Source organism: Variovorax cryoconiti (genome assembly GCF_051216395.1).
In the GTDB taxonomy this organism is placed as follows: Bacteria; Pseudomonadota; Gammaproteobacteria; order Burkholderiales; family Burkholderiaceae_C; genus Variovorax.
Window position 1 is genome coordinate 50053 of sequence record NZ_JBPJZI010000008.1, and the last position, 23361, is coordinate 73413.

The 23361-nt window shown below is 67.5% G+C and carries 26 protein-coding genes; 10 read left to right on the top strand and 16 right to left on the bottom strand.

Annotated elements, in window-relative coordinates; genetic code table 11:
* Positions 1 to 183 precede the first annotated feature (183 nt).
* The 5 genes from ACSFA2_RS18650 to ACSFA2_RS18670 are packed head-to-tail and all read left to right on the top strand — an operon-like array spanning position 184 to position 5216.
* A complete protein-coding gene (locus ACSFA2_RS18650) occupies positions 184 to 1995 on the top strand; it encodes a fatty acyl-AMP ligase (RefSeq protein ID WP_435456810.1) in 1812 nt (603 codons plus the stop codon).
* Positions 1996 to 2005: 10 nt separating this feature from the next.
* Entirely contained in the window at positions 2006 to 2263 is a 258-nt protein-coding gene (locus ACSFA2_RS18655; RefSeq protein WP_435456811.1) for an acyl carrier protein, read from the top strand.
* Complete coding sequence (gene spt, locus ACSFA2_RS18660) at positions 2260 to 3441, top strand: serine palmitoyltransferase (RefSeq protein WP_435456812.1); 1182 nt, start codon at positions 2260 to 2262, stop codon at positions 3439 to 3441. The genes ACSFA2_RS18655 and spt overlap by 4 nt, the downstream gene beginning before the upstream one ends.
* Positions 3442 to 3459: 18 nt before the next feature.
* Complete coding sequence (locus ACSFA2_RS18665) at positions 3460 to 4302, top strand: hypothetical protein (RefSeq protein WP_435456813.1); 843 nt, start codon at positions 3460 to 3462, stop codon at positions 4300 to 4302.
* Between the two features lie 29 nt (positions 4303 to 4331).
* Positions 4332 to 5216: a hypothetical protein gene (locus ACSFA2_RS18670; RefSeq protein WP_435456814.1), complete on the top strand. Its 885-nt coding sequence runs from the start codon at positions 4332 to 4334 to the stop codon at positions 5214 to 5216.
* Between the two features lie 28 nt (positions 5217 to 5244).
* On the opposite strand, the gene ACSFA2_RS18675 is transcribed toward ACSFA2_RS18670, so the two are convergent.
* Entirely contained in the window at positions 5245 to 6324 is a 1080-nt protein-coding gene (locus ACSFA2_RS18675) for an ELM1/GtrOC1 family putative glycosyltransferase (RefSeq protein WP_435456815.1), read from the bottom strand.
* Positions 6324 to 7310: an NAD-dependent epimerase/dehydratase family protein gene (locus tag ACSFA2_RS18680; protein WP_435456816.1), complete on the bottom strand. Its 987-nt coding sequence runs from the start codon at positions 7308 to 7310 to the stop codon at positions 6324 to 6326. The genes ACSFA2_RS18675 and ACSFA2_RS18680 overlap by 1 nt, the downstream gene beginning before the upstream one ends.
* Positions 7311 to 7408: 98 nt before the next feature.
* On the opposite strand from ACSFA2_RS18680, the gene ACSFA2_RS18685 reads away from it, so the two are divergent.
* The gene (locus ACSFA2_RS18685; protein WP_435456817.1) at positions 7409 to 7711 is read left to right on the top strand and encodes an HNH endonuclease; all 303 of its coding nucleotides are present in this window, start codon (positions 7409 to 7411) and stop codon (positions 7709 to 7711) included.
* An 18-nt stretch (positions 7712 to 7729) separates the two neighbouring features.
* On the opposite strand, the gene ACSFA2_RS18690 is transcribed toward ACSFA2_RS18685, so the two are convergent.
* From ACSFA2_RS18690 to ACSFA2_RS18730, 9 genes are all read right to left on the bottom strand, one after another.
* Positions 7730 to 8242 (bottom strand): nucleoside deaminase, encoded by a 513-nt coding sequence (locus ACSFA2_RS18690; protein ID WP_435456818.1) that lies wholly within the window; start codon positions 8240 to 8242, stop codon positions 7730 to 7732.
* A 19-nt stretch (positions 8243 to 8261) separates the two neighbouring features.
* Complete coding sequence (gene pcaD, locus ACSFA2_RS18695) at positions 8262 to 9026, bottom strand: 3-oxoadipate enol-lactonase (RefSeq protein WP_435456819.1); 765 nt, start codon at positions 9024 to 9026, stop codon at positions 8262 to 8264.
* Positions 9023 to 10249 carry an MFS transporter gene (locus tag ACSFA2_RS18700; protein ID WP_435456820.1) on the bottom strand — a complete coding sequence of 409 codons (1227 nt, stop codon included), beginning with the start codon at positions 10247 to 10249 and terminating at the stop codon, positions 9023 to 9025. The genes pcaD and ACSFA2_RS18700 overlap by 4 nt, the downstream gene beginning before the upstream one ends.
* Complete coding sequence (locus ACSFA2_RS18705) at positions 10246 to 10668, bottom strand: carboxymuconolactone decarboxylase family protein (RefSeq protein ID WP_435456821.1); 423 nt, start codon at positions 10666 to 10668, stop codon at positions 10246 to 10248. The genes ACSFA2_RS18700 and ACSFA2_RS18705 overlap by 4 nt, the downstream gene beginning before the upstream one ends.
* Positions 10665 to 11897 (bottom strand): lyase family protein, encoded by a 1233-nt coding sequence (locus ACSFA2_RS18710; RefSeq protein WP_435456822.1) that lies wholly within the window; start codon positions 11895 to 11897, stop codon positions 10665 to 10667. Before ACSFA2_RS18710 ends, ACSFA2_RS18705 begins: the two co-directional genes overlap by 4 nt.
* 25 nt (positions 11898 to 11922) lie before the next feature.
* Entirely contained in the window at positions 11923 to 12516 is a 594-nt protein-coding gene (locus ACSFA2_RS18715; RefSeq protein WP_435456823.1) for a rhomboid family intramembrane serine protease, read from the bottom strand.
* A gap of 49 nt (positions 12517 to 12565) precedes the next feature.
* Positions 12566 to 13747, bottom strand: a complete 1182-nt coding sequence (locus tag ACSFA2_RS18720) for an MFS transporter (protein ID WP_435456824.1) — start codon at positions 13745 to 13747, stop codon at positions 12566 to 12568.
* Between the two features lie 32 nt (positions 13748 to 13779).
* Entirely contained in the window at positions 13780 to 14880 is a 1101-nt protein-coding gene (gene aroC / locus ACSFA2_RS18725) for a chorismate synthase (protein ID WP_435456825.1), read from the bottom strand.
* A 61-nt stretch (positions 14881 to 14941) separates the two neighbouring features.
* A complete protein-coding gene (locus tag ACSFA2_RS18730; protein WP_435456826.1) occupies positions 14942 to 15133 on the bottom strand; it encodes a hypothetical protein in 192 nt (63 codons plus the stop codon).
* 121 nt (positions 15134 to 15254) lie between these two features.
* On the opposite strand from ACSFA2_RS18730, the gene ACSFA2_RS18735 reads away from it, so the two are divergent.
* Together ACSFA2_RS18735 and ACSFA2_RS18740 are read left to right on the top strand one after the other, a co-directional pair.
* Positions 15255 to 15677, top strand: coding sequence for a cupin domain-containing protein (locus tag ACSFA2_RS18735; RefSeq protein WP_435456827.1), 423 nt, complete (start codon positions 15255 to 15257; stop codon positions 15675 to 15677).
* A gap of 53 nt (positions 15678 to 15730) precedes the next feature.
* The gene (locus ACSFA2_RS18740) at positions 15731 to 16312 is read left to right on the top strand and encodes a GbsR/MarR family transcriptional regulator (protein WP_435456828.1); all 582 of its coding nucleotides are present in this window, start codon (positions 15731 to 15733) and stop codon (positions 16310 to 16312) included.
* An 86-nt stretch (positions 16313 to 16398) separates the two neighbouring features.
* Here ACSFA2_RS18740 and ACSFA2_RS18745 read toward each other — a convergent pair whose 3' ends face one another.
* The 5 genes from ACSFA2_RS18745 to ACSFA2_RS18765 all read right to left on the bottom strand — a co-directional run bounded on the left by ACSFA2_RS18745 (position 16399) and on the right by ACSFA2_RS18765 (position 21922).
* Complete coding sequence (locus ACSFA2_RS18745; RefSeq protein ID WP_435456829.1) at positions 16399 to 17367, bottom strand: MlaA family lipoprotein; 969 nt, start codon at positions 17365 to 17367, stop codon at positions 16399 to 16401.
* 59 nt (positions 17368 to 17426) lie between these two features.
* Entirely contained in the window at positions 17427 to 18224 is a 798-nt protein-coding gene (locus ACSFA2_RS18750) for a MipA/OmpV family protein (protein ID WP_435456830.1), read from the bottom strand.
* A gap of 189 nt (positions 18225 to 18413) precedes the next feature.
* Positions 18414 to 19352 (bottom strand): efflux RND transporter permease subunit, encoded by a 939-nt coding sequence (locus ACSFA2_RS18755; protein ID WP_435456831.1) that lies wholly within the window; start codon positions 19350 to 19352, stop codon positions 18414 to 18416.
* 516 nt (positions 19353 to 19868) lie between these two features.
* Positions 19869 to 21260: a sensor histidine kinase gene (locus ACSFA2_RS18760; protein ID WP_435456832.1), complete on the bottom strand. Its 1392-nt coding sequence runs from the start codon at positions 21258 to 21260 to the stop codon at positions 19869 to 19871.
* Complete coding sequence (locus tag ACSFA2_RS18765) at positions 21257 to 21922, bottom strand: response regulator transcription factor (RefSeq protein WP_435456833.1); 666 nt, start codon at positions 21920 to 21922, stop codon at positions 21257 to 21259. The genes ACSFA2_RS18760 and ACSFA2_RS18765 overlap by 4 nt, the downstream gene beginning before the upstream one ends.
* Positions 21923 to 22326: 404 nt before the next feature.
* Between ACSFA2_RS18765 and ACSFA2_RS18770 the strand changes: the two genes are divergently transcribed.
* Together ACSFA2_RS18770 and ypfH are read left to right on the top strand one after the other, a co-directional pair.
* The gene (locus ACSFA2_RS18770; RefSeq protein ID WP_435456834.1) at positions 22327 to 22581 is read left to right on the top strand and encodes a hypothetical protein; all 255 of its coding nucleotides are present in this window, start codon (positions 22327 to 22329) and stop codon (positions 22579 to 22581) included.
* Between the two features lie 24 nt (positions 22582 to 22605).
* The gene (gene ypfH, locus ACSFA2_RS18775; protein ID WP_435456835.1) at positions 22606 to 23229 is read left to right on the top strand and encodes an esterase; all 624 of its coding nucleotides are present in this window, start codon (positions 22606 to 22608) and stop codon (positions 23227 to 23229) included.
* The last annotated feature ends 132 nt before the right edge of the window (positions 23230 to 23361 follow it).

The window sequence follows — 23361 nt, forward strand, 5'->3', positions numbered from 1 at the left end:
ATCCCGCAGCTTTTGAGTTTCTTCCATGGGGCACGCAGCTCGCGGGTGGCCCAAACCGTACAGTACTGTACAGTACAGTCCAAGTTATAGAGTGAAGCAGTGCATGCCCAATATGTTGTGTTCTAGCGTTCTCCCGAGAGTTCAGGAGCACGAAAAGCGGGGGGGTGCACGGTGACGGAAGCAATGCTCCTCGGTACGGCACCGACGCCGACGGCCAGCGGCATTGCGCTGCGCAGCGCGGTCTTCTCCACCCTGACCGAAGCCCTGGACTACGCCGCGACCGGCGAGACCGGATTCAACTACTACGACGGACGCGACAAGCTCTCGGCCGTTCTGCCCTACCGCGAACTGCGTCGCCGCGCCCTCGAGATGTCGCGCCGCCTGGCGCCGCTCGGGCGCGGCCAGCGGCTGGCCCTGGTCGCCCACACGCATCCCGACTTCGCTGTGATGTTCTATGCGTGCCAGTACGCCGGACTGGTGCCCGTCCCACTGCCTGCCGCCGTGCACCTGGGCGGCCGCGAGGCGTACGTTCGCCACCTGCGCCAGCTGATGCGCGACTGCCAGGCCGTCGCCGCCTTCGCCCCGTCCGAATTCGTCGGCTTCCTGAACGAAGCCAGCGAAGGCCTGCCGCTCACGCTGTCCGGCACGCTGGACGACTTCCTGGCACTGGATGCCCAGAACAAGCAGCCGCTGCCACCCGTGCCGACCGACCTGGCCTACCTGCAGTACACCTCGGGCAGCACCCGCTTCCCGCGCGGCACCATGATCACGCAGGCCGCGGTCATGGCCAACCTCAGCGCCATCTTCAACCATGGCTTCGCGCTCACCGCGGACGATCGTTTCTGCTCCTGGCTGCCGCACTACCACGACATGGGTCTGGTGGGCATCGTGCTGGGGTGCATGGCGACACAGCGCTCGGTCGACTACCTGCCAACGCGCGAGTTCGCGATGCGCCCGCGCCTCTGGCTCAAGCTGATCTCGCGCAACCGCTGCACGATCTCGTACAGCCCGCCCTTCGGCTACACGCTGTGCGCACGTCGTCTGCGTCCGGCCGATATCGAGGCACTCGACCTGTCCTCCTGGCGCATCGCCGGTGTGGGCGCCGAGATGATCCACCCCGAGTCCCTGCGGCAGGTGGCCGATATCCTGGCACCGGCCGGCTTCGACGAACGCGCCTTCCTGCCCAGCTACGGCATGGCGGAGTGCGCGCTGGGCGTGAGCTTCGCGCCCGTGGGCAGCGGCCCGCACAGCGATCTGATCGACATCGACCGCCTGTCCCGCACGGGCGAGGCACGCCCGCCGATCGAGGGTGAAGCCGCCGTCAAGGGCAAGGCCTTCATCGACTGCGGCCGGCCGCTGCCGGGCTTCGAGGTCGAGGTGCGCGGCGACAGGGGCAACGTGCTGCCCGAGCGCCGGTGCGGCACCGTCTATCTGCGCGGCCCCAGTGTGATGTCGGGCTACTTCGGCAACCCCGAGGCCACGCAAGAGGTGCTGTCGGACGACGGCTGGCTCAACACCGGCGACCTGGGCTACTTCGCCGACGGGTCGCTGTTCGTCACCGGTCGCGCCAAGGACCTGATGATCATCAAGGGCCGCAACATCTGGCCGCAGGACCTCGAGTACCTGGCCGAGCAGCAACCCGAAGTCCGGCCGACCGATGCGTCCGCCTTCACGGTCGCGGACGAGGACGAGAACGAAACCGCGGTGCTGGTCGTGCAGTGCCGGGAAGCCGACCCGATCAAGCTCGCGTCGCTGTCGGTGCGCCTGAAGCAGGCAATCCACGCCGAATTCGGCATCCATTGCCTGATCGAACTGGTGCCGCCGCACACCCTGCCGCGCACCTCGTCGGGCAAGCTGTCGCGCAGCATGGCGCGCAGCGACTTCCTCAAGCGCTGCGGCGAGGAGCCGCAGGTCGGCTTCGTCAAGGACGATGCACGCGTCCAGACCCACCACGCGAGCATCGGCCGCGACATTGCCCTGACGACCCCTGATTGAGCCTTCACCCGTGACCGAATTGAATCTGGCAACCATCGAAAGCGCCATCCGCGAAGCACTCGACGCCATCCGTCCCGGCACGGCGGGCCTGGGCGGCGACGCCGACCTGATGCAGGAGGCCGACCTCGACTCGATCGGCGTGATGGACCTCGTCATGGAGATCGAGGACCGCCTCGACCTGTCGATCCCGGTGGAAACGCTGGCCCAGGCGCACACCATCAACGGATTGCGCGCCGGCATCGCCCAACTGACCGGCGGTGCGGCGTGAGTCTTCTGAGCAAGTTCGGCGCACAGCGCCAGCTCCAGGCGAGCCTGGACGCGATGGGCGGCGTGGCACCGATCGCGACGCCGATGGACCAGATCCACTCGGCCACCGCCGCCACCATCGGCGGGCGCCGCATGGTGCTCGCGGGGACCAACAACTACCTGGGCCTGACCTACGACGCGGCCTGCCGTGCCGCCGCCATCGAGGCGATCGAGGCGCAGGGCACGGGCTCCACCGGCTCGCGCATGGCGAGTGGCAACTACGCCGGCCACCGGGCCCTCGAACGCGAACTGGCCGACGCCGTCGGCTGGCCGTCCTGCATCGTCTTCTCCACCGGCTACCAGACCAACCTCGGGGTGATCTCCGCGCTGGCCGACACCGGCGACTACCTGCTGGTCGATGCCGACAGCCATGCCAGCATCCACGACGGCTGCCGGTTGAGCAACGCCACCACCATCCGGTTCCGGCACAACGACCCCGAGAACCTCGACCGCCGCCTCGCGCGGCTCGGCGACGACGCGCATCGCGCGCTGATCGTGGTCGAGGGCGTCTACAGCACGCTCGGCGACCGCGCGCCGTTGAAGGAAATCGCCGAGATCAAGCGGCGCTACGGCGCCTGGCTGCTGGTCGACGAAGCGCATTCCTTCGGCGTCTTCGGTGAACGCGGCCTCGGGCTGTCGGAAGAGTTGGGCGTGCTCGACGACGTCGATTTCATCGTCGGCACCTTCTCCAAGAGCCTGGGTGGCGTCGGCGGCTTCTGCATCGGGCGGCACGCGGAACTCGAATACGTGCGGATGGTGAGCCGCCCCTACATCTTCACGGCGTCCTCGTCGCCGCCCTCGATCGCGGCGACGCGCGAAGCGCTGCGCCAGATGCTGGCCGGCCATGCGTTGCGCGAGCGGCTGTGGCGGCACGCCGAGCGGCTCTACGCCGAGGCCGCCAAGCTGGGCTACCGGCTGGGCACCACGACGCCCGGCCCGGTCGCCGCGCTGGTCTTCACCGAGCGCGCCGAAGCGCAGGCGCTGTGGCAGTCGCTGCTGGACAGCGGCATCTACACCAACCTCATGATCCCGCCGGCCACGCCCGCCGGCCTGAGCCTGGTGCGCATCAGCCTCAGCGCGGCGCACAGCGACGACGACATCGGGCAAATCGTCGCCGCGCTCGCCAGCGCACGGCGCTGAGCGTTCACGATAGCTCCCATGCCCCATCGCCGCTTCGCCGTCGTCACGACCTGCCATGCTGCCGGGTACGAGACCTACGGTCAAATCATGGTCGAGACCTTCCTCGAGCACTGGCCGCACGATGTGCCGCTGATGCTCTACCACGAGGGTTTCGTGCCGCCGTCGGCACCGGGGCGCATCGAGGCGCACGACCTGAACGCCGCGAGCCCCGAGCTGGTCGCGTTCAAGGCACGACACCACGACAATCCCCGCGCCATCGGGCAATGGCGCCCACGCCGGCGCCTGCGCGTCGGCCCGCTGTCGATCCCGCTGCCGTGGCGGGTCAAGAAGGCAGGCTATCGCTGGGACGCGGTGCGCTTCTCGCACAAGAGCTACGCGATCTTCGACGCCGCGCGCCGCACCGATGCCGACGCGCTGATCTGGATCGATGCCGACACCCGCTTCTTCGCCGATGTCGACGTGACCGAACTGGCCGCGCTGATGCCGTCGGACAGCGCCGTGTCCTGCCTGCGGCGCCCGAACCACACCGAGTGCGGCTTCGTGGTCTACAACCTGCGGCATCCGGAGACGCGGCGCCTGCTGGCCGAGTTCGAGGCGATGTACAGCCAGGACCTGCTCTTTGCCGAGTACGAGTACCACGACTCCTACCTCTTCGACGTGGTCCGCGAACGCGCCGAAGCGCGCGGGGCCCACACGCACGACATCGCCGAAGGCGCCGGCTGGCAGGCGTCGCATGTGCTGATCAACTCACGCCTCGGCCGCTTCATGGACCACATGAAGGGCGACCGCAAGGTCGACGGCAAGAGCCGCGCGGACGATCTGCTGGTCGCGCGCGACGAAGCCTACTGGCAGCGCCGCTAGAACATCGGCGACAGCGGTGAAAATACGGCATGCGCAACGCCGTCTTCATCCACACCAACCCCAAGCAGATCGTCGGCGCCCTGGTGGCGCAGCATGCCTTGCGCAGCCGCAGCGCCGCGCCCGAGCGCTTCGACGTGCGCATCCTCCAGACGACCGACTTCCCCGCCTTCCAGCGCTTCGAGGGCCGCCGCTATTTGCGCGAAGGCCAGCAGGTGCTGTGGCGCAACGACGACCTGCAGTCGTTCACGCCGCTGCGCTTCGCCGTGCCCGAGCAGATGGGCTACGCCGGCCGCGCCGTGCTGATCGACCCCGACATCTTCGCGCTCGGCGACATCAACGCGCTGCTTGAGCGCGACATGGGCGGTGCCGCGGTGATGGCGCGGCAGATGGACGGCGATTTTCGCCGCCCGCTGCACTACGCCTCGAGCGTGATGCTGATGGATTGCGCACGGCTCACGCACTGGCAGTGGGAGGCGGACTTCGAGCGCACCTTCCGCGGCGAGCGCGACTACCGCGACTGGATGTGGCTGCTGCTCGAGCCGCCCGGCAGCGTCGCGGCGCTGGAGCCCGAGTGGAACGACTTCGACAGGCTCACCTCTCAGACCCAACTTTTGCACAACACGCACCGCCGCACGCAGCCGTGGAAGACCGGCCTGCCCTCGGACTTCACGCCGCGCGGCACCACGCTCAAATCGCGCGCCGGCATCTGGCTGCGCAAGCTGACGGGGCGCGGCGCCGGTCGCTACCGCCGGCACCCCGATCCGGCGCAGGAGCGGTTGTTCTTCCAGCTGCTGGGCGAATGCCTGGACAACGGGTCGATCGACCGCGCCCTGCTCGACGCCGAGATCGCGCGCGGCCATGTGCGCCGCGACGCGATGGATTGCGTGACCCGCGCCGCCCGCGCCACCACCTGAGCCAACACCGCCTGCCCGATCGAGGCGCTCAGGGCCGATCGATCAGTGCGTGGATGCGCGCCAGCGTGGCCGCGCGCTCCTGCCGTGCCAACGCGAGCACCCGCCCGCTGCCGTCGAACGCACCGGCCGCGTCCAGTGCAGCGTGCAGCAGCCCCAGATCGCGCAGCGACGAGAGCAATCCGAGGTCCTGCAGCGCATCGAAGCTGCTCGCCACCATCGACCCCGGACGCCGTGCCGCAGCGCCGCGCCAGGCCGTCGCCAGACGCCAGCGCCAATCCGGTTGCCGTGGCAATGCGAAGGGCACGACCGGCTTGCCCGTGAGCAGCGCCTCGGTCAGCATCGACGCGCTGTCGGTCGTGACGATGAGGCGGTCGGCGCGCTGGCGCAGGGCAAGATAGGGGTTCTCGCCCTCGCCCCACCGGACGACGTGCGAGGGCACATCGAGCGCCTGGGCCAACACGTCCATGGAACTGGCCGGCGTGCGCGGGCTGCCGAGCACCCAGGCGCTGCCGCCTTGCGTTCGCACCTGCGCATTCACGCGGCGCGCCAGGCCGGCGGCCGCCTCGTCGTCGAGCACGAAAGGCCGGCTGTCGCCACCGACCATCACCAGTGTCCAGGGCCGCGGCATGCGCGCTGCCTGCGTTCGCAGCGCGACCGGCAGCGGCACATCGATCAGGTCAGGCGGCGGCATGAACGGCATCCGATGGCTCAACACATTGGCGCGCTCGGGCACCGCGTACTGCGGCGTGGTGACGATCAGGTCGAACCACGACAGCGGCGCCCACGGCCGGTTGATGTGGACCAGCCGCGTCTGCCCGCCCGATTGCCGCCGGATCCACCGCGCCGCCGGCACGCTCTTGCGCCCGGCGGCCAGCACCACGCGCGGCCAGGGCGGCTGCAGCGCTGTCGCGTCTTGGCTGCGCCAGCTGAGCCGTGAGGCGCCCCACAGAATCGGCGGCAGCCCCGCCGCGGCGTTGAAGCGCAAGGGCACGGTGCGGTACGGCACGCCCAAGCCCTCGGCGATGGCCAGCAACTGCTGGTTGTCGCCATGGCGCGCGCCCAGCAGCACCCAGACCAGGGCTGCACCACGGTCGGATGAGGCCACCATCAGCCCGGCAGCCAGCCGGCCGACCGGTACCAGGCGACCGCATCGGCGAAGCCGGTGTCGATGTCGAATTGCGGCGACCAGCCCTCCGGCCGCGCGAGCTCGGCCGGCGAGACGCCCCAGTCCGTATGGCGCAGCTCGCGCAGCTTTTGGGAATTGAGCATCGCGGCCGACCCGCCGAGGCGCGCCAGATCGCCCACCCAGGCGATGCCACGCAGCAACCCTGGCGGCGCCTGCACGAAGCGGGGCGTCGGGTTCCCGACGGCCCGTGCCGCGGCGCCGAGCAGTTCGTCCCAGCGGTAGCCCGCCGGCTGGCCATCGGCCGCCGCCAGCACCTGGCCCTGCGGCGTCGACGCGACCAGCGTGACGATCAGCCGTGCCACGTCGCGCACATGGATCAGCGCGGCGCGCGCGTCCGGCCCGCCGAGCAGTGGCACGCGCGGCCAGCGGGCGACCTGGAAGAAGCGCAGCGTCTCACGGTCACCCGGGCCGTAGACCGCGGGCGGCCGCAGCACGGTCGTGCGCGCGCCCATCGCGTCGAGCGCCGCGGCCTCGCCGGCGCGCTTGCTGGCGGCGTAGTCCGAGAGCAAGGGTTCGCGCGCGGCCAGGCTGGAGACCAGCAGGAAATGCGCGTCGGGCGCCAGCCGCTTCGTCGCCTGCGCGATCCGCGCGACGCCCTGCGCGTTCACCGCGAAGAAGTCGGCACGCCGTGCCGCCTTGATGAGCCCGGCCAGATGGATCACCGCATCGGCGCCCTCCACCAGACGGGCCAGCGCCACCTCGTTGTCGAGCGACCCGGCGACGACCTCGGGCGTCGACTGGCGCCATTCGGCGCCAGAAGGCTCGCGCCGCAGCAGCAGCCGCACCCGCCAGCCCGCCTGCACCAACGCGGCGACGAGATGCCGGCCGATGAAGCCGGTCGCGCCGGTCACGGCGACCAGGGGCGCACGGGCCGGGTCGAGATCGGAATGGGAGGGAGACTGCTGCATCGAAACGTTGAGAGAGGAACGCGGGCGCTGGCTGGGAACGCCCGGAGCGGGAGCCGGATAGCATAGAGCACCGCGGCCCGACAGCCCCAGCCTTCCGCATGACCAAAACCCTTCTTCTCTGCCTCCTGTTCGCCACCCTGCCCGGCCTGGCCGACGCCCGCAGCAAGCACCGCGACCACGCCGAACAGCGCGCCTTTCGCCAGGACCATCCTTGCCCCTCCACCGGGCAGGTGGAAGGCGCCTGCCCCGACTGGCAGATCGGCTACGTGGTCCAGCTCTGTGCCGGGGGCCAGGACAAGCGCGAGAACATGCGATGGATCACCCCGGCAGACAAGCGCTTCATCAAGGAATCGACGGGCAAAGACTGCAAGAAGCTCAAGCCCGGCACCGTGCTGCGCTGAGATTCATTCGCTCGCGCCTCAGCGCGAGGCCCAGAACGCGCGCTGCATCGCCACGGTTTCCTCGGCGATCTCCGGCACCGGGCCGATGAGCTCGACCGGCTTCTGGCCGTGGTCGAACACATAGCGCGACGGCACGCTCATCGTCGGGTTCTCGGCATGGCTGCCGGTCTCGTCCAGCAGCTGCGCCTCGGTCATGCCGTAGACCACGCGGCCGATGTTGGCCCAATACGCGGTGCCGGCACACATGCAGCAAGGCTCGACCGCGGTGTAGAGCGTGCAGCCCCACAGGAACTCCGGCGTGAAGTTGGTGGCAGCCACCCGCGCGAGCGTCGATTCGGCGTGGTTGACCGTGTCGATGTTGCATTGCTCGAGCAGCACCGTCTCCTGGTCCGGGCCGACCAGCACGGCGCCGAAGGGGTGGTGGCCGAGCGAGACGGCGCGTTGCGCGACCGCGTTGGAACGGCGCAGGTGCTTGAGCATCTGCGCCTGCGTGGGGCGCAGGCCCTGCGCGGGCAAGGTGGGATCGAACATGCGGGTCCTCCTCGTCAGTTCACAGGCTGCGCCAGAAGTCGATCAGCAGCGCAACGAATTCGTCAGGCTTCTCCACCGCGCTCAGATGCGCCGCGTCGAGGGTGGCGAGCTTCGCGCCGGGGATCTGCGCCACCATCTGCTCCGACATCGCGGGCGGCGTGGCCAGGTCCTGCGTGCCGGCGATGACGAGCGTGGGCACCGCGATGCGCGTGTTGCTCTCGCGGAAGTCGATGGCCGCGACCGCCTTGCAGCTCTCGACGTAGCCAGCGGCATCTGTCTTCACCAGCATGTCGCGCAGCGCTGCCGCGGCGGCGGCGCCTTCACGCTTGGCGCGCCAGTCCGGCGTGATCCAGCGCTCCACCGCACCGTCGGCCACGGCGGCGACGCCGTCGGCCTGCACGCGCGCCACGCGCGCCGTCCATGGCGCAGGGTCGGGGTAGTGGGCGCTCGAGTTCGCGATGACCGCGGTCTTGAGCAGTTCGGGGCGGCGCACCGCCAGCGCCTGCGCCGTCATGCCGCCCATGGAGAGGCCGACGAAGTGCACCGGCTCGCCGGCCGCCTCGCGCTCGATCACCGCAGCCACGTCGTCGGCCAGCGTATCGATGCTGAACGCACCGGGCACGACGGCGGACCCGCCGTGGTCACGATGGTCGTAGCGGATCACGGTGTGGGCGCGCGCCAGCAACGCGGCCACGCCGTCCCACATGTGCAGGTTGCAGCCGAGCGCATGGCTCAGCACGACGATCGGGCCTTCGCCCTCGCGCAGGACATTGAGGGAAATCATTGGGGTCTCCTTGCAGTGGATGCTGCCGGCAGGCGCGGCAGCCAGAAGAAAGCGATGAGCACCAGCACCACGCCCGCCAGTAGCATCGGCACGACCATCGGCCAGGCGCCGTTGGACGATTGCGGGTCGACGAAGCTGGCGGCCGTCTGGCCGACGATGAAGCCGACCCCCATCATGCCGAAGCCGGACCACGACACGGCCCGTCCCGCGAGATGCGGCAGATCGCCCACCGCGCCGGCCTGCCCGCAGGGCTGGTGGATGCCGTGGCCGAGACAGTACACGGCATGGCCGAGCAACAGCGGCACGACCGACTGCGGCGCCAGCACGCAGCCGGCGACCTGGAACAGCGGCCCGGTCAGGCTCAGCGTCGCGCCGAGCTGCACCGTGCGCACGACGCCCAGCCGACGCAGCAGGCGCCGGCACATCGTGGTGCTGCCGATGTAGACCAGCGAGCCACCTGCGGGAATCCAGCCGTACATGATGGGCGAGAGGCCGAGATAGCCGATGTAGACCATCGGCGACAGCAGCAGGAAGGCGAAGATACCGCTGTAGGTGGTGGCCGCCAGCGTGGCCCAGGCCCGGAAGTTCGGGCTGGCGAACACCTCGCGCACGCTGCCCTTGGGCGCGGCGGGCTCGCCGACGCCGGGCCGATGCAGCGTCTCGCCGAAGCGGCGAAAACACAGCATCCACAGCAGCGCCGCATAGGTGGCCATGCCGCCGAGCACCCAGCGCCAACCCAGCTCCTGCACGGTGAAAGCGCCCATCACCGGCGCGATCAGGCCGACCACACCGAGGCCGGTGAGCCCGCGCGCCATGACGTGCGGGCCTTCGTGCGCGGGGTACAGGTCGCGCACCGCGGCGCGCGCGCAGACCAGGATGGCCGCCATCGCAAAACCCTGCAGCACGCGGAAACCGACCAGCGCCGCCATGCTCGGCGAGAAGATCGCGCCGGCCGCGGCGATGGCGTAGACCGCCAGGCCGGTGAGCAGCACCGGGCGCCGCCCGACGCGGTCGGACAGCGGGCCGCAGACCAGCTGCGCGATGCCGAAGGCCAGCACGAAGGCGGTGAGGCTGGCGCTCGCGGAGCCGAGCTCGCGCGCGATCTCGGGCAGTGCGGGCAGGTAGCTGTCGGTGGCGACCGGCTGGGCCGCGAGCAGCAGCGGCAACAGCAGCGCGAAGGACGTCGCAGGCGATGGCGATGGCCCTGTGGCCGTCGCGCTCACTTCGGCAGCTCTTCGAGCAGCCCCTTTTCGCGCAGGATCGCGGTCGCGATGCCGAAGCCGTGGTTGGCCACCGGCACGCCGCAGTAGATGGCCGCCATCATCAGCACTTCCTTGATGTCATCGGGCGTGAGGCGCGACTCGGGCGGGCCGTCCAGCGCGGCGCGCACATGCATCGCGAACTCTTCGTAGGCGTGCGTGCCGAGCATCATCGACAGCACCATGTAGCGGCGCGTCTTGTCGCCCAGCGCGGGGCGGCCCCAGATGTCATGCCAGGCATGGCGGGTGATGAGTTCCTGGAACTCGGCGTTGAAGCTCGTGCGCTTGGCGAGCGACTGGTCGACCCAGGCGTCGCCCAGCACGCGGCGGCGCTGCAGCAGGCCGCGTTCGTAGTCGGGATGAGGGCTTGTCTCGTCGCTCATGGCGAAGCGTCCTTGGATGAAGTGGTGTTGCGAAGTCCGTCGAACCGGGCCTGCAAGTCGTGCGCCTGAGCGCGTGCAAGTTCGGCCGCCCCGTCGGCGAGCGTCGGGTCGAACCATTCGTCGGCGGCTTGCGCCGGCAGCTCGTCGCGCAGCCGATCGATGTTGGCGCGCATGCGCACGGCATCGACGTTCAGCCCCGGCAATGCACCCGCGAGCGCATGGGCACTGCCCTGCACCGTGAGCCACAGCTGCGGCCATTCGGCCAGCTCGGCCTGCCACGGCCCGAGGGCGCGCTGGTGCTGCTGCGGCATCGCAGCCAGCAAGGCCGCGACCTGCTGCGGCGCACGCTGTGCGGCGGCCAGCGCCACCATCGACGCGACCGGGTTGCGCTTGTGCGGCATCGCCGACGAGCCGCCCCGGCCGGCCTCGGCGGGTTCGGTGACTTCAGCGACCTCGTACTGGCCCAGCAGCGAGATATCGAGCGCGATCTTGCCCAGGCTGCCGGCCAGCAGGCCGAGCTCGCAGCCCAGCGCTGTCCAGCTGTCGCGCTGGGTGTGCCAGGTGGCGCCGGGGTCGCGCAGTTGCAGGGCTGCGGCCAGGCGTGCGCGCACCGCGGCGCCCTGCCCCTTCATCTGCGCCAGCGTGCCGATCGCGCCGCCCAGTTGCAGTTGCAGCGCCACCTGCGCCGCGATGTGCAGGCGCTCGCGGCTGCGCACCAGCGGCGCGGCCCAGCCCGCGCACACCAGGCCGAAGCTGGTGACCGAGGCCGGCTGCATCAGCGTGCGCGCCAGCATCGGCGTGGCCGCGTGCTGCCCGGCGTGGCGCAGCAGCGCGCCAATGGCAGCGTCGACATCGTCCAGCAACAGTGCCAGCGCGTCGCGCGTCACCAGCACCATCGCGGTGTCGATCACGTCCTGGCTGGTGGCGCCGACGTGCACATGCGGCAGCGCCTCCGGATGGCGCTGGCCGACGATGTCCTTCAGCGCCTTCACCAAAGGGATGGCGAGGCTGCCGGCGCGGCCGCTGTCGAGGCCGATCCGTTCCGGGTCGACATCGTCGAGGCCGCAGCACGCGGCGATGGCGTCGGCTGCGTCGGCGGGGATCAGGCCCACGTCGGCCTGTGCGCGCGCCAACGTCGACTCGAAGCGCAGCATGGCCGCGACGACGGACGGCCCGTCGAAGACCGCCCGCATGGCAGGGGTCGAGAGGAAGCTGTCGAAGATGCTCATGGCTGGATGTCCTGGGCCTGGATGGTCAAAGCCGCCGGCCGAACGGCAGCTGCCCGCGCCAGTAGCGCAGCGTCAGCCAGCCGCCGAGGATGCCGCCCAGGTGCGCGAAGTGCGCCACGCCACTCATGCTGCCAGTCACGCCGAGGAAGAGCTCGATCACGCCGTAGATCACCACGAAGAGCCAGGCCGGCATCGGGATCGGCGGGATCAGCGGCACGATGCGGCGGTGCGGGAACAGCATCGCGAAGCCGACCAGCAGCCCGAACAGGCCGCCCGATGCGCCGACCGTGGGGTTCGGGCTGCCGCTCCAAGCCGCCACCAGCAGCTGCGTCAGCGCAGCGACGATCACGCTCGCGAAGTAGAAGACCAGGAAGCGCTTCGAGCCCCACACCCGTTCGAGCTCGGCACCGAACATGAAGAGGCCGAACATGTTGAAGACCAGGTGCGAGAGCCCGCCGTGCAGGAAGGCATAGGTCAGCACCTGCCACGGCATGAAGCCCCCCGAGCCGACCGGCCACAGCGCGAAGAAAGCCAGGCCGTCGACACCCAGCGACTGCAGCAGGAACACGACAACGCAACTGAGGATCAGCGCCTGGGTGGCGGGCGGCATGGAAAACATCGGGGCTCCGTTTCTGGACTGGGAAGAAGAAAAAGATCGACGGTGCGACTCAGGCGACGGCACCGGGTTCCAGCGCCGCCTCGGCCCGCAGCATGCGCCAGGCGCAGAGGGTGCCCAGCACAGCGAGCACCGTGGCGGCGACGTACATCGCCACGAAGCCGAAGCGGCTGGCCAGTGCCCCGCCCGCCAGCACACCGGCCACGCCCCCGACACCGTACCCGACCACGGTGAAAAGAGCTTGGCCGCGCCCCCGCAGACGACCGGGGAAATGGCGCGTGATCAGCGCAATGCAGGTCGTATGGTGCGCGGCGAAGCTCAGGCCGTGCAGCAGCTGCGCGAACAAAATGGCCGCCAGCCACTGCCCCGCCACGCCGGTCATCGCCATGCGCAGCACCGCGACCGCGCTGCACAGCAGCAGCCAGTGCGACATCGTCAGCCGGCCGATGAAACGGCCCTGCACGAAGAACCAGGCGACCTCGGTCACGATCGACAGCGCCCAGAGCGCGCCGATCATGCCCTTGCCATAGCCGAGCGAATCGAGGTACAGCGACAGAAAGCCGTAGATCGAGAAGTGCGCGGTGACGTGCAGGCACAGCGACAGCAGGAACCAGCGCACCACCGGCTGGCGCAGCACCGGCAGCACCGGCACGTGGTCCTTGGCGTGGTCTGCGCGCGGCTCGCGCACGTCGGGCAGGCGCCAGGCGGCCAGCAGCACCAGCGCCAGCGTGACGGCCGCCCACAGGGGGAAGTGGCCCATGCCGAAGCGGTCGAACCATGCGCCGGCGACGAACACGGTGACCAGGAAGCCCGCCGAGCCCCACAGCCGAATGCGCCCGTAGCGGCCCCAGTCGCCGGCCACCAGCTGCGCCATCGCTGCCTCGGTCAGGCCCATCATCGAACTGGTGTGCGTGAACAGCAGCAACAGCACCAGCGCGATCCACCAGGCATTGCCCGGCACCCACAGGCCGAAGGACACCGCCAACGCGATCGCTGCGCTGATGCGCAGCAACCGCACGCGTTCGCCGGTGCGGTCGCTCAGCGCGCCCCAGGCATAGGGCGCAAACACGCGGGTGAAGGACTGCACCGCCGCCAGCAGGCTGATGGTGAGGATGGGCAGCCCCTGGTCCTTGAGCCACAGCGGCAGGTAGGGGTTGAAGAAACCGATGTGCGCGAAGTAACTGGCCGACAGCGCGGCGAAGGCCAGCAGGTGGCCGGCACCGCCCGATGGCAAGGGCGGGGACGGCGAGGACGGCGCCGCCGCCACTACAGAAAGGACGCCTGCAGCGGCGCGGCATCCGACGGCGCGGTCTCGCCGTTCTGGGCTCGCTGACGCAAGGCATGCTCCATCACCACCAGCGCCAGCATCGCCTCGGCGATCGGCGTGGCGCGGATGCCGACGCAGGGGTCGTGCCGACCCTTGGTCACCACCTCGACCGGCTGGTTGTTGACATCGATCGATTGGCGCGGGCTGATGATCGAGCTGGTCGGCTTGATGGCGATGCTCACTTCCAGGTCCTGGCCCGACGTGATGCCGCCCAGAACCCCACCCGCGTTGTTGCTGAGAAAACCGGTCGGCGTGATCGAGTCGCCATGCGTCGTGCCGCGCTGCGTGACGCTGTCCCAGCCGGCACCGATTTCCACCGCCTTGACCGCGTTGATGCCCATCATCGCGTAGGCGATCTCGGCGTCCATCTTGTCGAACAGCGGCTCGCCCAGGCCCACCGGCACGTTCGAGGCCACGACGCGGATGCGCGCACCGCACGAATCGCCGGCCTTGCGCAGCGCGTCCATGTAGGCCTCGAGGTTCGCCACGTCGGCCACCGGCGCGAAGAACGGGTTGTGCGGTACGTGCGACCAGTCCTCGAAGGGAACGACGATCTCGCCGATCTGCGTCATGCAGCCGCGAAACACGGTGCCGTACTTCTCGTAGAGCCATTTCTTGGCCACCGCGCCGGCCGCGACCATCGGCGCCGTCAGGCGAGCCGACGAACGCCCGCCACCACGCGGGTCGCGAATGCCGTATTTCTTCCAGTAGGTGAAGTCGGCGTGGCCGGGGCGGAACTGCTGGGCGATCTGCCCGTAGTCCTTGCTGCGCTGGTCGGTGTTCTGGATCAGCAGCGCGATCGGCGTGCCGGTCGTCCGGCCCTCGTACACGCCGGAGAGGATCTGCACCGCGTCGGGCTCGTTGCGCTGCGTGACATGGCGGCTGGTGCCGGGGCGGCGGCGGTCGAGGTCGCCCTGGATGTCGGCCTCGGTCAGGGCCATGCCGGGCGGGCAGCCGTCGATGACGCAGCCGATCGCCGGGCCGTGCGACTCTCCGAAGTTGGTGATCGCAAAGAGATTGCCGAAAGTGTTGCCGCTCATGGGGCAGGATTATCCCCACAACAGCGCGGGTCCGCCCCAAGCGGGGGCGCCGACCCCGGCCTCAGTCGGCCTTGGCGCGCGTCTCCATCCGCTGGATGAGCTCGCCGATCTGCAGGTCGATGGCGAAGAGCCGCTCGTTGAGGATGGCCGTCTGCAGCCGCAGCGCCTCGACGATCGCCCGCGTCTGCGGATCGGGGGCCGTGTCGACCAGGACCGACAGTTCGTGCAGCTTCTTGCGCAGTTCGTTGCTCATCGCGAGTCCTCTCGTGGTTTCGGCACAGTATGGCGGCCCGGCGTGCCATCGCGCAACGTCGCCGCGGGAACGCTTTATGCATGATGCGGCGCAGCATCCCCACCCCCGAAGGAGATTGCCCATGTTGGACCGCACTGCCACCCAGTTCTCCCATGTGAAGCCCGGCGACACCGACTTCGTGCCCGGCGGACTGCGCGACTTCTTCCTGTACCGCGACCTCGGCGTCGCCGAAGCCACCAACGGCAAGGTGATCGCCCACCTGGTCAAGGCCAACATGGCGCCCGAGACCGGCACCGGCTGGCACAAGCACGAGGCCGATTTCCAGATCGTCATCATGACCAAGGGCTGGGCCAAGTTCATGTACGAGGACAAGGAAACGCTGGTCGAGGCCGGCGACGTGGTGCACCAGCGCCCGGGCATCCGCCACTACCTGTTCGACTACTCGCCCGACATGGAGTACCTGGAGATCGTCTCGCCCGCGGACTTCAAGAGCGTCGACTGCGAGCCGGCCGCCGAAGTGCCGGCGCCGACGCCCTGGAAATGACCGGTGACTTTCAGGGATTCCTGAAACTCCGGTAGCGGGATCACAATGGGCGCATGCCCGCCTCCCTGCCCGAACTCCCGCCCCTCAACCGCCAGTTCGTCGCCCACTTCGGCGAGATGGGCAGCAAGTGGGGCATCAACCGCACCGTCGGCCAGATCTATGCGCTGATCTTCCTGTCGGAGCGCGCACTCAACGCCGACGAGATCGCCGAACTGCTCGCCTTCTCGCGCTCCAACGTGAGCATGGGGCTGAAGGAACTGCAGGCCTGGCGCCTTGTGCGGCTGCGGCACCAACCCGGCGACCGGCGCGAGTACTTCGAGGCACCTTCCGACGTTTGGGAAATCTTCCGCGTGCTCGCCGAAGAGCGCCGCCGCCGCGAGATCGAGCCCACGCTGTCGATGCTACGCGGCGCCCTGCTGGAAGAACCCACCAACGATGCGGAACGCCATGCCCAGCAACGCATGCGCGAGATGCACGACCTGATCGACCGGCTGATGAAGTGGTTCGACGACGTGCAGCGGCTGGCGCCCGAGACTGCCATGCAGCTCATGGGCATGGGGGCGACGGTGACGAAGGTGCTGGGGCTCAAGGACCGGTTGACGGGCGGGGGCAAGGACAAGAAGAAGACAGGGTGATTTCGTGGCGCCGCGTCGGGCTCATGCCGGTGCGGTGCACTGATCAGTAGGCACTCAAAGGGCGCGGCATCCACGGCTTCCCGAGATCAGTCGCGGTTACGACTCAGATCCTGTTCTATCTGACGATTGCGTCGTTGCGCCCAGGCATCGCGCACGAAGGTGTAGTCGTCGAAAGCGTCCTTGCGGACCTGGTCCTGGGGAAGCATCTGGGCGCGGCCATCGACCATTTGCATGATCTGGAGCTTGTCCGCGATGCTCGATTTGTCGATTTGGCCGATGGGCGACAACGCCTGGTCACCCACGATGGCGACGGTGTCGCGCACCGTGCGCGGTCCGAGCAGCGGCATCACCAGGTAACGCGAGTCGCTCCATCCCCAAGTGGCCAACGTCTGGCCGAAATCCTCGCCGTCGCGCTTGGGCATGCCGATATGTGTGGCCGGGTCGAACACGCCCGCGATGCCTGCTGTGGAGTTGACGACGAACCGCCCGAGAGACTGTCCGGCTAGGCCTGGTCGACCCTGCAACGCCTGGTTGACGGCGGTGGCTGGCAGGCGGAGGTTTCCGAAGAAACGCGACACGCCCGATTGCACGGGGTCGGGCGTGATCTTGTTGTAGCCCATGGCAACAGGTCGCAGCACGAAGCGGTCGAGCACATTGTTGAAGCCGTGCATCTTGCGGTTGAACCCCTCCCACGGATCGCGCACGGGCGGCTTTGCGTACAGAGCCTCAGCCTCCTGCTCGGCCTGTGGAATCACTTTGGGCGCATTTGCGCCGGCCGCCGATGCCTGCGTGGACATGCCGGCCTGCGCTATGTTGGATCCCACGGTGGCGCTGTTTAGCGTGCTGTCTTTATCAGCGGTGCCCGTGCCCTGGGCAGGCAGAGGCATGCTCGTCGGTGACGCTGGTACTACGGCCGCAGATGCCACCAGCGTGACAGATGTTGAACTTGGTGCAGCGTTCGGCTCGGTCGCAGGTTGCTGCTTGACGGCGTTGTTGGCGCAGGCGCTGCTGCCCAGTACGATCGCCGCCAGCGCGATGGATGAGATGGTTTTCATTTTGAGATCTCCTGCGCCATAGGCAGCAAGTGCCTATGACTTTGGGGTTGAGGGGCGCGTTAGAAGCGGTAGGCATAGCCGAGCGCGAGCGTGGTCCCGGTGACTTTTCCCACCAGCGGGCTATCCTTGACGGAACTGCCGAAGCGCGTGGCACCGACGTCTACAAACACCGTGTGGTTGCGCGACGGCGAGTAGTCCATGCGCACGCCGAACTGCACGTTCGTGGTGGCCTTTCCCTCGTGGAAAGCCCGACCACCCTGGGCCTCGGATTGCCGCACGCCGTAGTAGTAGTCGACGTACTTGTCGTCGACCCACTCGGCGGCGAGGCGTGGGGTGAAGCCGAACTTGCCGGCAGCGAACCGACGATCGATCTGCAGCTTGGCGCGCGTGCCCTTACTGTTGCCCATGGCATCGACCAGCACTTCACCGCTGAGGTTCGCGAAATCGGTTTTCCAAGTCACCGCCCCGCCGGCCCAGAGGCTGGACTTGCGCTCAGCCATGCCGCTGAGAACTGGAGAATCCTTGGCCTCGTAGCCGTCACCCGACCAACGGGCGCGCAGTCGGAATGAGAGTGCTTCGGTCGAGTACAGCTTGACGTCGAACGTTGGGACGGTGGCGCTGATCCACTTGCTCTCGTACGACACTAGTGGAAGGGGGAGAACCTCACGATCGAAGTCGCGGTAAGGCTTGTCGACGACGACGGCGCCAATGCCCAGGGCCCACTGCCCGCTGCCGTCATTGGGCTGGCTGTCCTGCGCGAAGGCTGACGGCGTCCAAGCGGCGGAGAGCGCAGCGGCAACGATGAAGGTCAGCTTGCACGATGCCAGCGGAAGACGGAAGAGCTTTTGTTGAGACATGGTTTGGTCCTTTCTGTGACGCATTGGGGGAAGAATTTCGTTGTTCTTTGCAGCTAGGCCGCAGGCGTGGAGCGGGCTGGGCCTCGTCCTACCTCAGGGTGGCCGAGCGGTCTCAGTGATGCAGCGCTGCCCAGCACCGCGTCGAGTTCGGGGTGGTCGCCGGCGCGGCTGTGCGCACACGAGACGAGTTCATGGATGCATCCCTTCGGCGACGGATGCGCGGGAGCGCGTGGTGCCGCTCGTTGGGCCGTCCGCCAAGCCGTCCGTTGCGCGGGGCGCCCTGAAGCAACGCGTGAGCCAGCCCTCGAAATCGTGGATGTAGCCGAACACCACGAGCCTGATCACCAGGCTCAGCAGGGTCGAGGTGATCAGGCGGCCGATCACGGCAATCGCCATGGGCTGGCGAAAACTGGCGTCTGCACCCCGCGCCAGCGCGATCGGCACATCCAACTGGCTGCCCATCTGCAACAACACGATGACTCCCCCGCCGAGAGACAGCGGAATGGCCAACAAGATGGTGATCAGTTGGAAGAAGTCCTTGAACGGCAGGACCAGCACGCAGAACATGCACAGGATCCCGGTCACGATGGCAAGCGTCAGCCCACACGAAAGCTCTGCCGCTACCTCAGCATCGCCCGACTGCATCAGCCAGACGGCTGGCAGCATGTTCCGCACAGAGCGCAAGCCATGGGTGATGGTCAACCCCTCGCCTAGCGAGCAGCTGCCTAGGTCGGCGGTCACCGCGACGTAGCGTCGGCGTTCATAGCGGTCGATCTGTGCCGGCCCGCGCTCCACAGCGAAGGTGGCCACACTCACCAAGGGCTCCAAGCCGTCGCGCGAGGCCACGCGCAGGCTCGCGAGTGCCGCAATGTCCGCGCGCACGGCATAGGGGACATGCACGCGGTTGCCGATCTGGCGGCTGTCCCGGTTGAGTTTGGACCGTGGGGAGTCGAAGCCACCGCGGGTGTCGGTACGCGTCGGCTCGCTGATGGTGGCGCTGCTCACCCCGTGCTCGGCTGCCCGGTTGAGGTCGGGTCGCACAACAATCTCGGGGCGCCCCAGACGGTCGATGCTACGCACGCCGGACAGCCCTCCCGCACGAGGCTCCTGGGTAAAGGTATCCGGCATGAATCTTCCAATCTCGTAGCGCGCCAATGCGGCGCATCGGTGAGATGCGGATACTGCCCAAGCGGATTTAGGGGCTTTTTAGAGTTGTTAGGAATTCTTTAAGAAGCAGGCCATTCAGCAAAGAAAGTCAACGGCAGGCGTCTGTCCAACCAGAAAGCAACTCGCAAGTTGCTCGAATACACCGCTGAACCAATCGATTTGGATGGGCAGTTGACCGGCATGCCAATCAACGTGCGCGCCGAGCATGTCCTGTCTTGGCTTTTGGCATTCCATCGCCGGTGCAGCACCGGTTTGCCAATGTCCAACCTCCCCAGCCCGTGTTGGAGGCACGCATGGCAAGGTTTGCTCCGGAGCGCGCGGATCGGATCGTTTCCCCAGATCATTCGCGAACCGGCACGCGCTGGATCCGCTGATTTGTAGTTTCAGCCGAACGACCCTGAGGCGAGCGTCAAGCCGCCCCTCCCGATTCCCCAGTAGAAGGTCGAAGGTCGGCCGCCCGCGTGGGACTCGGGTAGATCAGCCTGTGTGCCGTTGCTCGACGACGCCAGGAAACACGACGCGCACCATCAATCCTCGGTCTTCCAGCCCGGTCTCGGTCTGGACAGTGGCATTGTGCGACTCGGCAATGTTGGCTACTAGCGACAGGCCGATGCCGCTGCCGCGCACGGGCGTCCCCGCGACCCGATGGAAACGCTCGAAGATGGCCTCGCGCTCCTCGGCCGGAACGCCCGGGCCGTCATCTGAAACTTCCAGATAGACCATGCGCGCGAGCTCGCTGCCCTCGGTGGCTTGGTAGCCGCAACGCACGAGCACATTGCCACCCTCCGCGGTGTAGCGCATGGCGTTGTGCATCAGGTTGCGCAGCAGAATGCCAATCTCGTCAATGTCGCATAGGATCGTGCAGGGATGCACATCCAGAAAGAGCGAGCGCTGATTCAGGTCGGCGTAGACCTCGAATTCCTGGGCTACGTGCTGCACCAGTTTGCTTAGATCGGCCAGTGTGTGTTTGGGGGCTTTTGCACCAGCATTGATGCTCGCCAGATCCAGCAACTGCTCGGACAGCCGGGTGCTGCGCCTGGCGACCACCAGCAGCTTTCTGAGGGCGACATCTTTGTCCCGGGGATTGGTGGCTTGCAATGCGATCTCGGCTTGCGCCTGCAGTGCAGACAACGGCGTGCGTAGCTCATGAGCCGCATCGCCAATGAAGCGGCGCTCGCCTTCGATGGCCTCGTCCAGTTGCCTGAGCACGTGGTTGAAGGAGTCAACCAGCGTGTGCAATTCCCATGGCAAGCGATCCAGTGGCAACGATGTGAAATCGAAGCGACGACGATGGCGCATTGCCGCCCCGAGTGCGCGCACGGGCCTGAGCGCACCTTGGGTCACCAGCCACATGATGAAGCCTGCAATCACGAGCAGCACAGTTGCGAGCACGAGTGCATGCGCTGCCTCGTGGCGCATGTCCGCATCTACGACGCTTTGCAGATTCCCAACTTGGACGGTCACCCGCCCAGTGCTGTCAGAGGCAGAGTACACGCGCCATTTTTCTTCCTGCACGAGGGTAGAAGCCGCACCGTCGGCAAAGTCAGGCCGAAGCGGCGACTCGGGCGAGCCGGGAGTGCTGGCGACCATCCGCTCGCGATTGATCCAGATCTGGAATACCAACTGTTCGCGCTCGGTGCCGACGGCCTCGCGCAGCTTGAGGCCTGGCCTGCCTCCTCCATCGAAGTGGCTATCGGCGGGGATCGTGACCAGCAGTTGAGTGGCTATGGCCGCGAGCTTCTCGTCCCAGGTGCTGGTGCGGTTGAGCGAGAACTGCGTGAGCACGGCGCCAACCACCACCGTCCAGCATAAGGCAATGACTGCGACGATCACCATGATCAGTTGCGCGTTGAAGGAGCGGGACTTCATGCGGTTGGCTGCCCAATGACGTAGCCGAGCCCGTGAACGGTCCGGATCAGATCGTCACCGAGTTTTCGACGCAACTGGTGAATGAACACGGCGATGGTATTGCTCTCCACATTGCTGGCCGTACCGTAGACGATGTCGTGCAGATGGTCGCGTGTGACCACGTGGCCAGGCCGCTCCACCAGGGCGAGCAAGGTGCGATATTCGTGGGCACTGAGGACTACCTCGACACTGGCCTTCGTGACGACGCGCTTGCTGCGGTCGATGCGAACGTCCCCACGAGTAAATACTGGAACAACACGCCCCTGGCTGCGGCGGATGACCGAGCGCACGCGTGCCCAAAGTTCGTCGAACTGGAATGGCTTGACCAAATAGTCGTCAGCGCCCGCGTCGAGGCCGACGATGCGCTCGCTGAGCTGGCCACGCGCGGTGAGGATCAGCACCGGCGTGGGGTCGTAGCGCCCACGCATCGAGCGCAGCACGGCCAGCCCCGAATCTCCGGGAAGACCGATGTCGAGCAAGACGGCGGCATAGGTGTGATCCACCAGCGCGGTGCGCGCCGAGTTTGCATCGCCGACGTGATCGATGTGCCATCCGCCCTGGCGTGCACCGTCGCAAATAGACTCACCCAGCATCTGGTCGTCTTCAACGAGGAGCAGCTTCATGTCATATCAATCCATACCGAGCATTAGTTTTTGAGGAATCATGCAGCAAGCTCATTAATAGTTTTTTAAGTTCCGACTAGTTTGGGGATCAGTGCCGATGCGTTTCAAGTGGCAAGGTGCTCAAACCACCAAGGAAATCATCCTGCCTGCAGACGATGCTGACGACAGCGTCGTGCTACAACGCGCCCAGCGCTCTGCATCAAGCGTGGATAGGCTGTTCAACGACCGCTGCCGAGCATGTTGAGCGACGCGCGGCGCGAGCAAGCCGCAGATGCACTTGCGCTTGCGCTTGGTCGCTCGCTAGCACCGCTGCGGGAGCAAGGGGTACTGATCGTGGGTTCAGGCAGCCTCACCCATAACCTCTACGAGTTCCGCCAGTCCGAAACGGCGCACCCGAGTCCTACGTGCATGAGTTCGTCACATGGGCGTGGAGTGCAGCCCTCTCGCATGACGTGGACGCCTTGGTCGATCTTCGGGACGCCCCACACAGCCAACGTGCGCACCCTTCGGACGAGCACTACCTGCCCTTGATCGTTGCGGCCGGTAGCAGCAGCGCGGGCGAACCTGTCGAGGTCATCGAAGGCGGCGTCACCTACGGTGTACTGTTAATGGAAGACTACGTCTTCGGCGATCTCCCGCATGCATCAGCGCGCTCGTGAACCCCTGCTCTTGAAAAGACCACCATGTCAGCCACATCCATCATCGTTCAGCAACCTCTCAGCCCGGCCTCCCGCCTGGTCCTTCTCACGCACGGCGTCGGCTCCGTGCCGCAGTCCATGCTGGAGCTCGGACGCTGGTTCGCCAAACGCGATCCTGAAGCCATGGTGGTCAGTGTCGCGTCGCCTGAGCCCTCCGACATTTCGGCCGGCTACCAATGGTTTTCCGTCCGCGGAGTGACTGAAGCAAACCGGCAAGCCCGTGTGGATGCAGCCATGCCGGGCTTTGTAGCGTGCGTGCAGCACTGGCAAGGGATCGCGCACGTCGACCCCCAACGCACGCTGCTGGCCGGCTTCTCGCAGGGCGCCATCATGGCCCTGGAATCAACCAAACTGACGCACGCACCTGCGTTGCGAATCGTGGCGATGGCGGGGCGCTTCGCGACGCCGCCGGAACGAAAAACCTCGGCGGTCGTTCATCTGCTCTACGGCGGTGTCGACCCTGTCATGCCCCAAGCGCTGGGAGAAGCTGCGCGGGCGCAGCTGCGCGAATTCGGCGACGACGTCACCCTGGACGTCGCGCCGGGGATAGGGCATCAGCCCGATCCAGCGCTCCTCGCACTGCTGGCCGCGCGACTGGCACCGACTTGAGCCTTCGAAGTTGCTCGATTCAGGCGGCGATCCGATGTGTTCGTAGCAGGCATGTGACGCTGCGCATTCCCATACGGCAGGGCCCCGCGCCGCCGCACCGCGGCGGGCGACCGCGCACCGCCCAAGGGTGAG

Coding starts and splice junctions, on each gene's coding strand:
- ACSFA2_RS18670 (WP_435456814.1), top strand. CDS start 4,332: ATGCGCAACGCCGTCTTCATCCACACCAACCCCAAGCAGATCGTCGGC.
- ACSFA2_RS18680 (WP_435456816.1), bottom strand. CDS start 7,310: ATGCAGCAGTCTCCCTCCCATTCCGATCTCGACCCGGCCCGTGCGCCC.
- ACSFA2_RS18675 (WP_435456815.1), bottom strand. CDS start 6,324: ATGGTGGCCTCATCCGACCGTGGTGCAGCCCTGGTCTGGGTGCTGCTG.
- ACSFA2_RS18730 (WP_435456826.1), bottom strand. CDS start 15,133: ATGAGCAACGAACTGCGCAAGAAGCTGCACGAACTGTCGGTCCTGGTC.
- pcaD (WP_435456819.1), bottom strand. CDS start 9,026: ATGATTTCCCTCAATGTCCTGCGCGAGGGCGAAGGCCCGATCGTCGTG.
- ACSFA2_RS18665 (WP_435456813.1), top strand. CDS start 3,460: ATGCCCCATCGCCGCTTCGCCGTCGTCACGACCTGCCATGCTGCCGGG.
- ACSFA2_RS18765 (WP_435456833.1), bottom strand. CDS start 21,922: ATGAAGCTGCTCCTCGTTGAAGACGACCAGATGCTGGGTGAGTCTATT.
- ACSFA2_RS18740 (WP_435456828.1), top strand. CDS start 15,731: ATGCCCGCCTCCCTGCCCGAACTCCCGCCCCTCAACCGCCAGTTCGTC.
- ACSFA2_RS18750 (WP_435456830.1), bottom strand. CDS start 18,224: ATGTCTCAACAAAAGCTCTTCCGTCTTCCGCTGGCATCGTGCAAGCTG.
- ACSFA2_RS18690 (WP_435456818.1), bottom strand. CDS start 8,242: ATGTTCGATCCCACCTTGCCCGCGCAGGGCCTGCGCCCCACGCAGGCG.
- ypfH (WP_435456835.1), top strand. CDS start 22,606: ATGTCAGCCACATCCATCATCGTTCAGCAACCTCTCAGCCCGGCCTCC.
- ACSFA2_RS18760 (WP_435456832.1), bottom strand. CDS start 21,260: ATGAAGTCCCGCTCCTTCAACGCGCAACTGATCATGGTGATCGTCGCA.
- ACSFA2_RS18755 (WP_435456831.1), bottom strand. CDS start 19,352: ATGCCGGATACCTTTACCCAGGAGCCTCGTGCGGGAGGGCTGTCCGGC.
- ACSFA2_RS18715 (WP_435456823.1), bottom strand. CDS start 12,516: ATGTTTTCCATGCCGCCCGCCACCCAGGCGCTGATCCTCAGTTGCGTT.
- aroC (WP_435456825.1), bottom strand. CDS start 14,880: ATGAGCGGCAACACTTTCGGCAATCTCTTTGCGATCACCAACTTCGGA.
- ACSFA2_RS18710 (WP_435456822.1), bottom strand. CDS start 11,897: ATGAGCATCTTCGACAGCTTCCTCTCGACCCCTGCCATGCGGGCGGTC.
- ACSFA2_RS18650 (WP_435456810.1), top strand. CDS start 184: ATGCTCCTCGGTACGGCACCGACGCCGACGGCCAGCGGCATTGCGCTG.
- ACSFA2_RS18735 (WP_435456827.1), top strand. CDS start 15,255: ATGTTGGACCGCACTGCCACCCAGTTCTCCCATGTGAAGCCCGGCGAC.
- ACSFA2_RS18685 (WP_435456817.1), top strand. CDS start 7,409: ATGACCAAAACCCTTCTTCTCTGCCTCCTGTTCGCCACCCTGCCCGGC.
- ACSFA2_RS18705 (WP_435456821.1), bottom strand. CDS start 10,668: ATGAGCGACGAGACAAGCCCTCATCCCGACTACGAACGCGGCCTGCTG.
- ACSFA2_RS18745 (WP_435456829.1), bottom strand. CDS start 17,367: ATGAAAACCATCTCATCCATCGCGCTGGCGGCGATCGTACTGGGCAGC.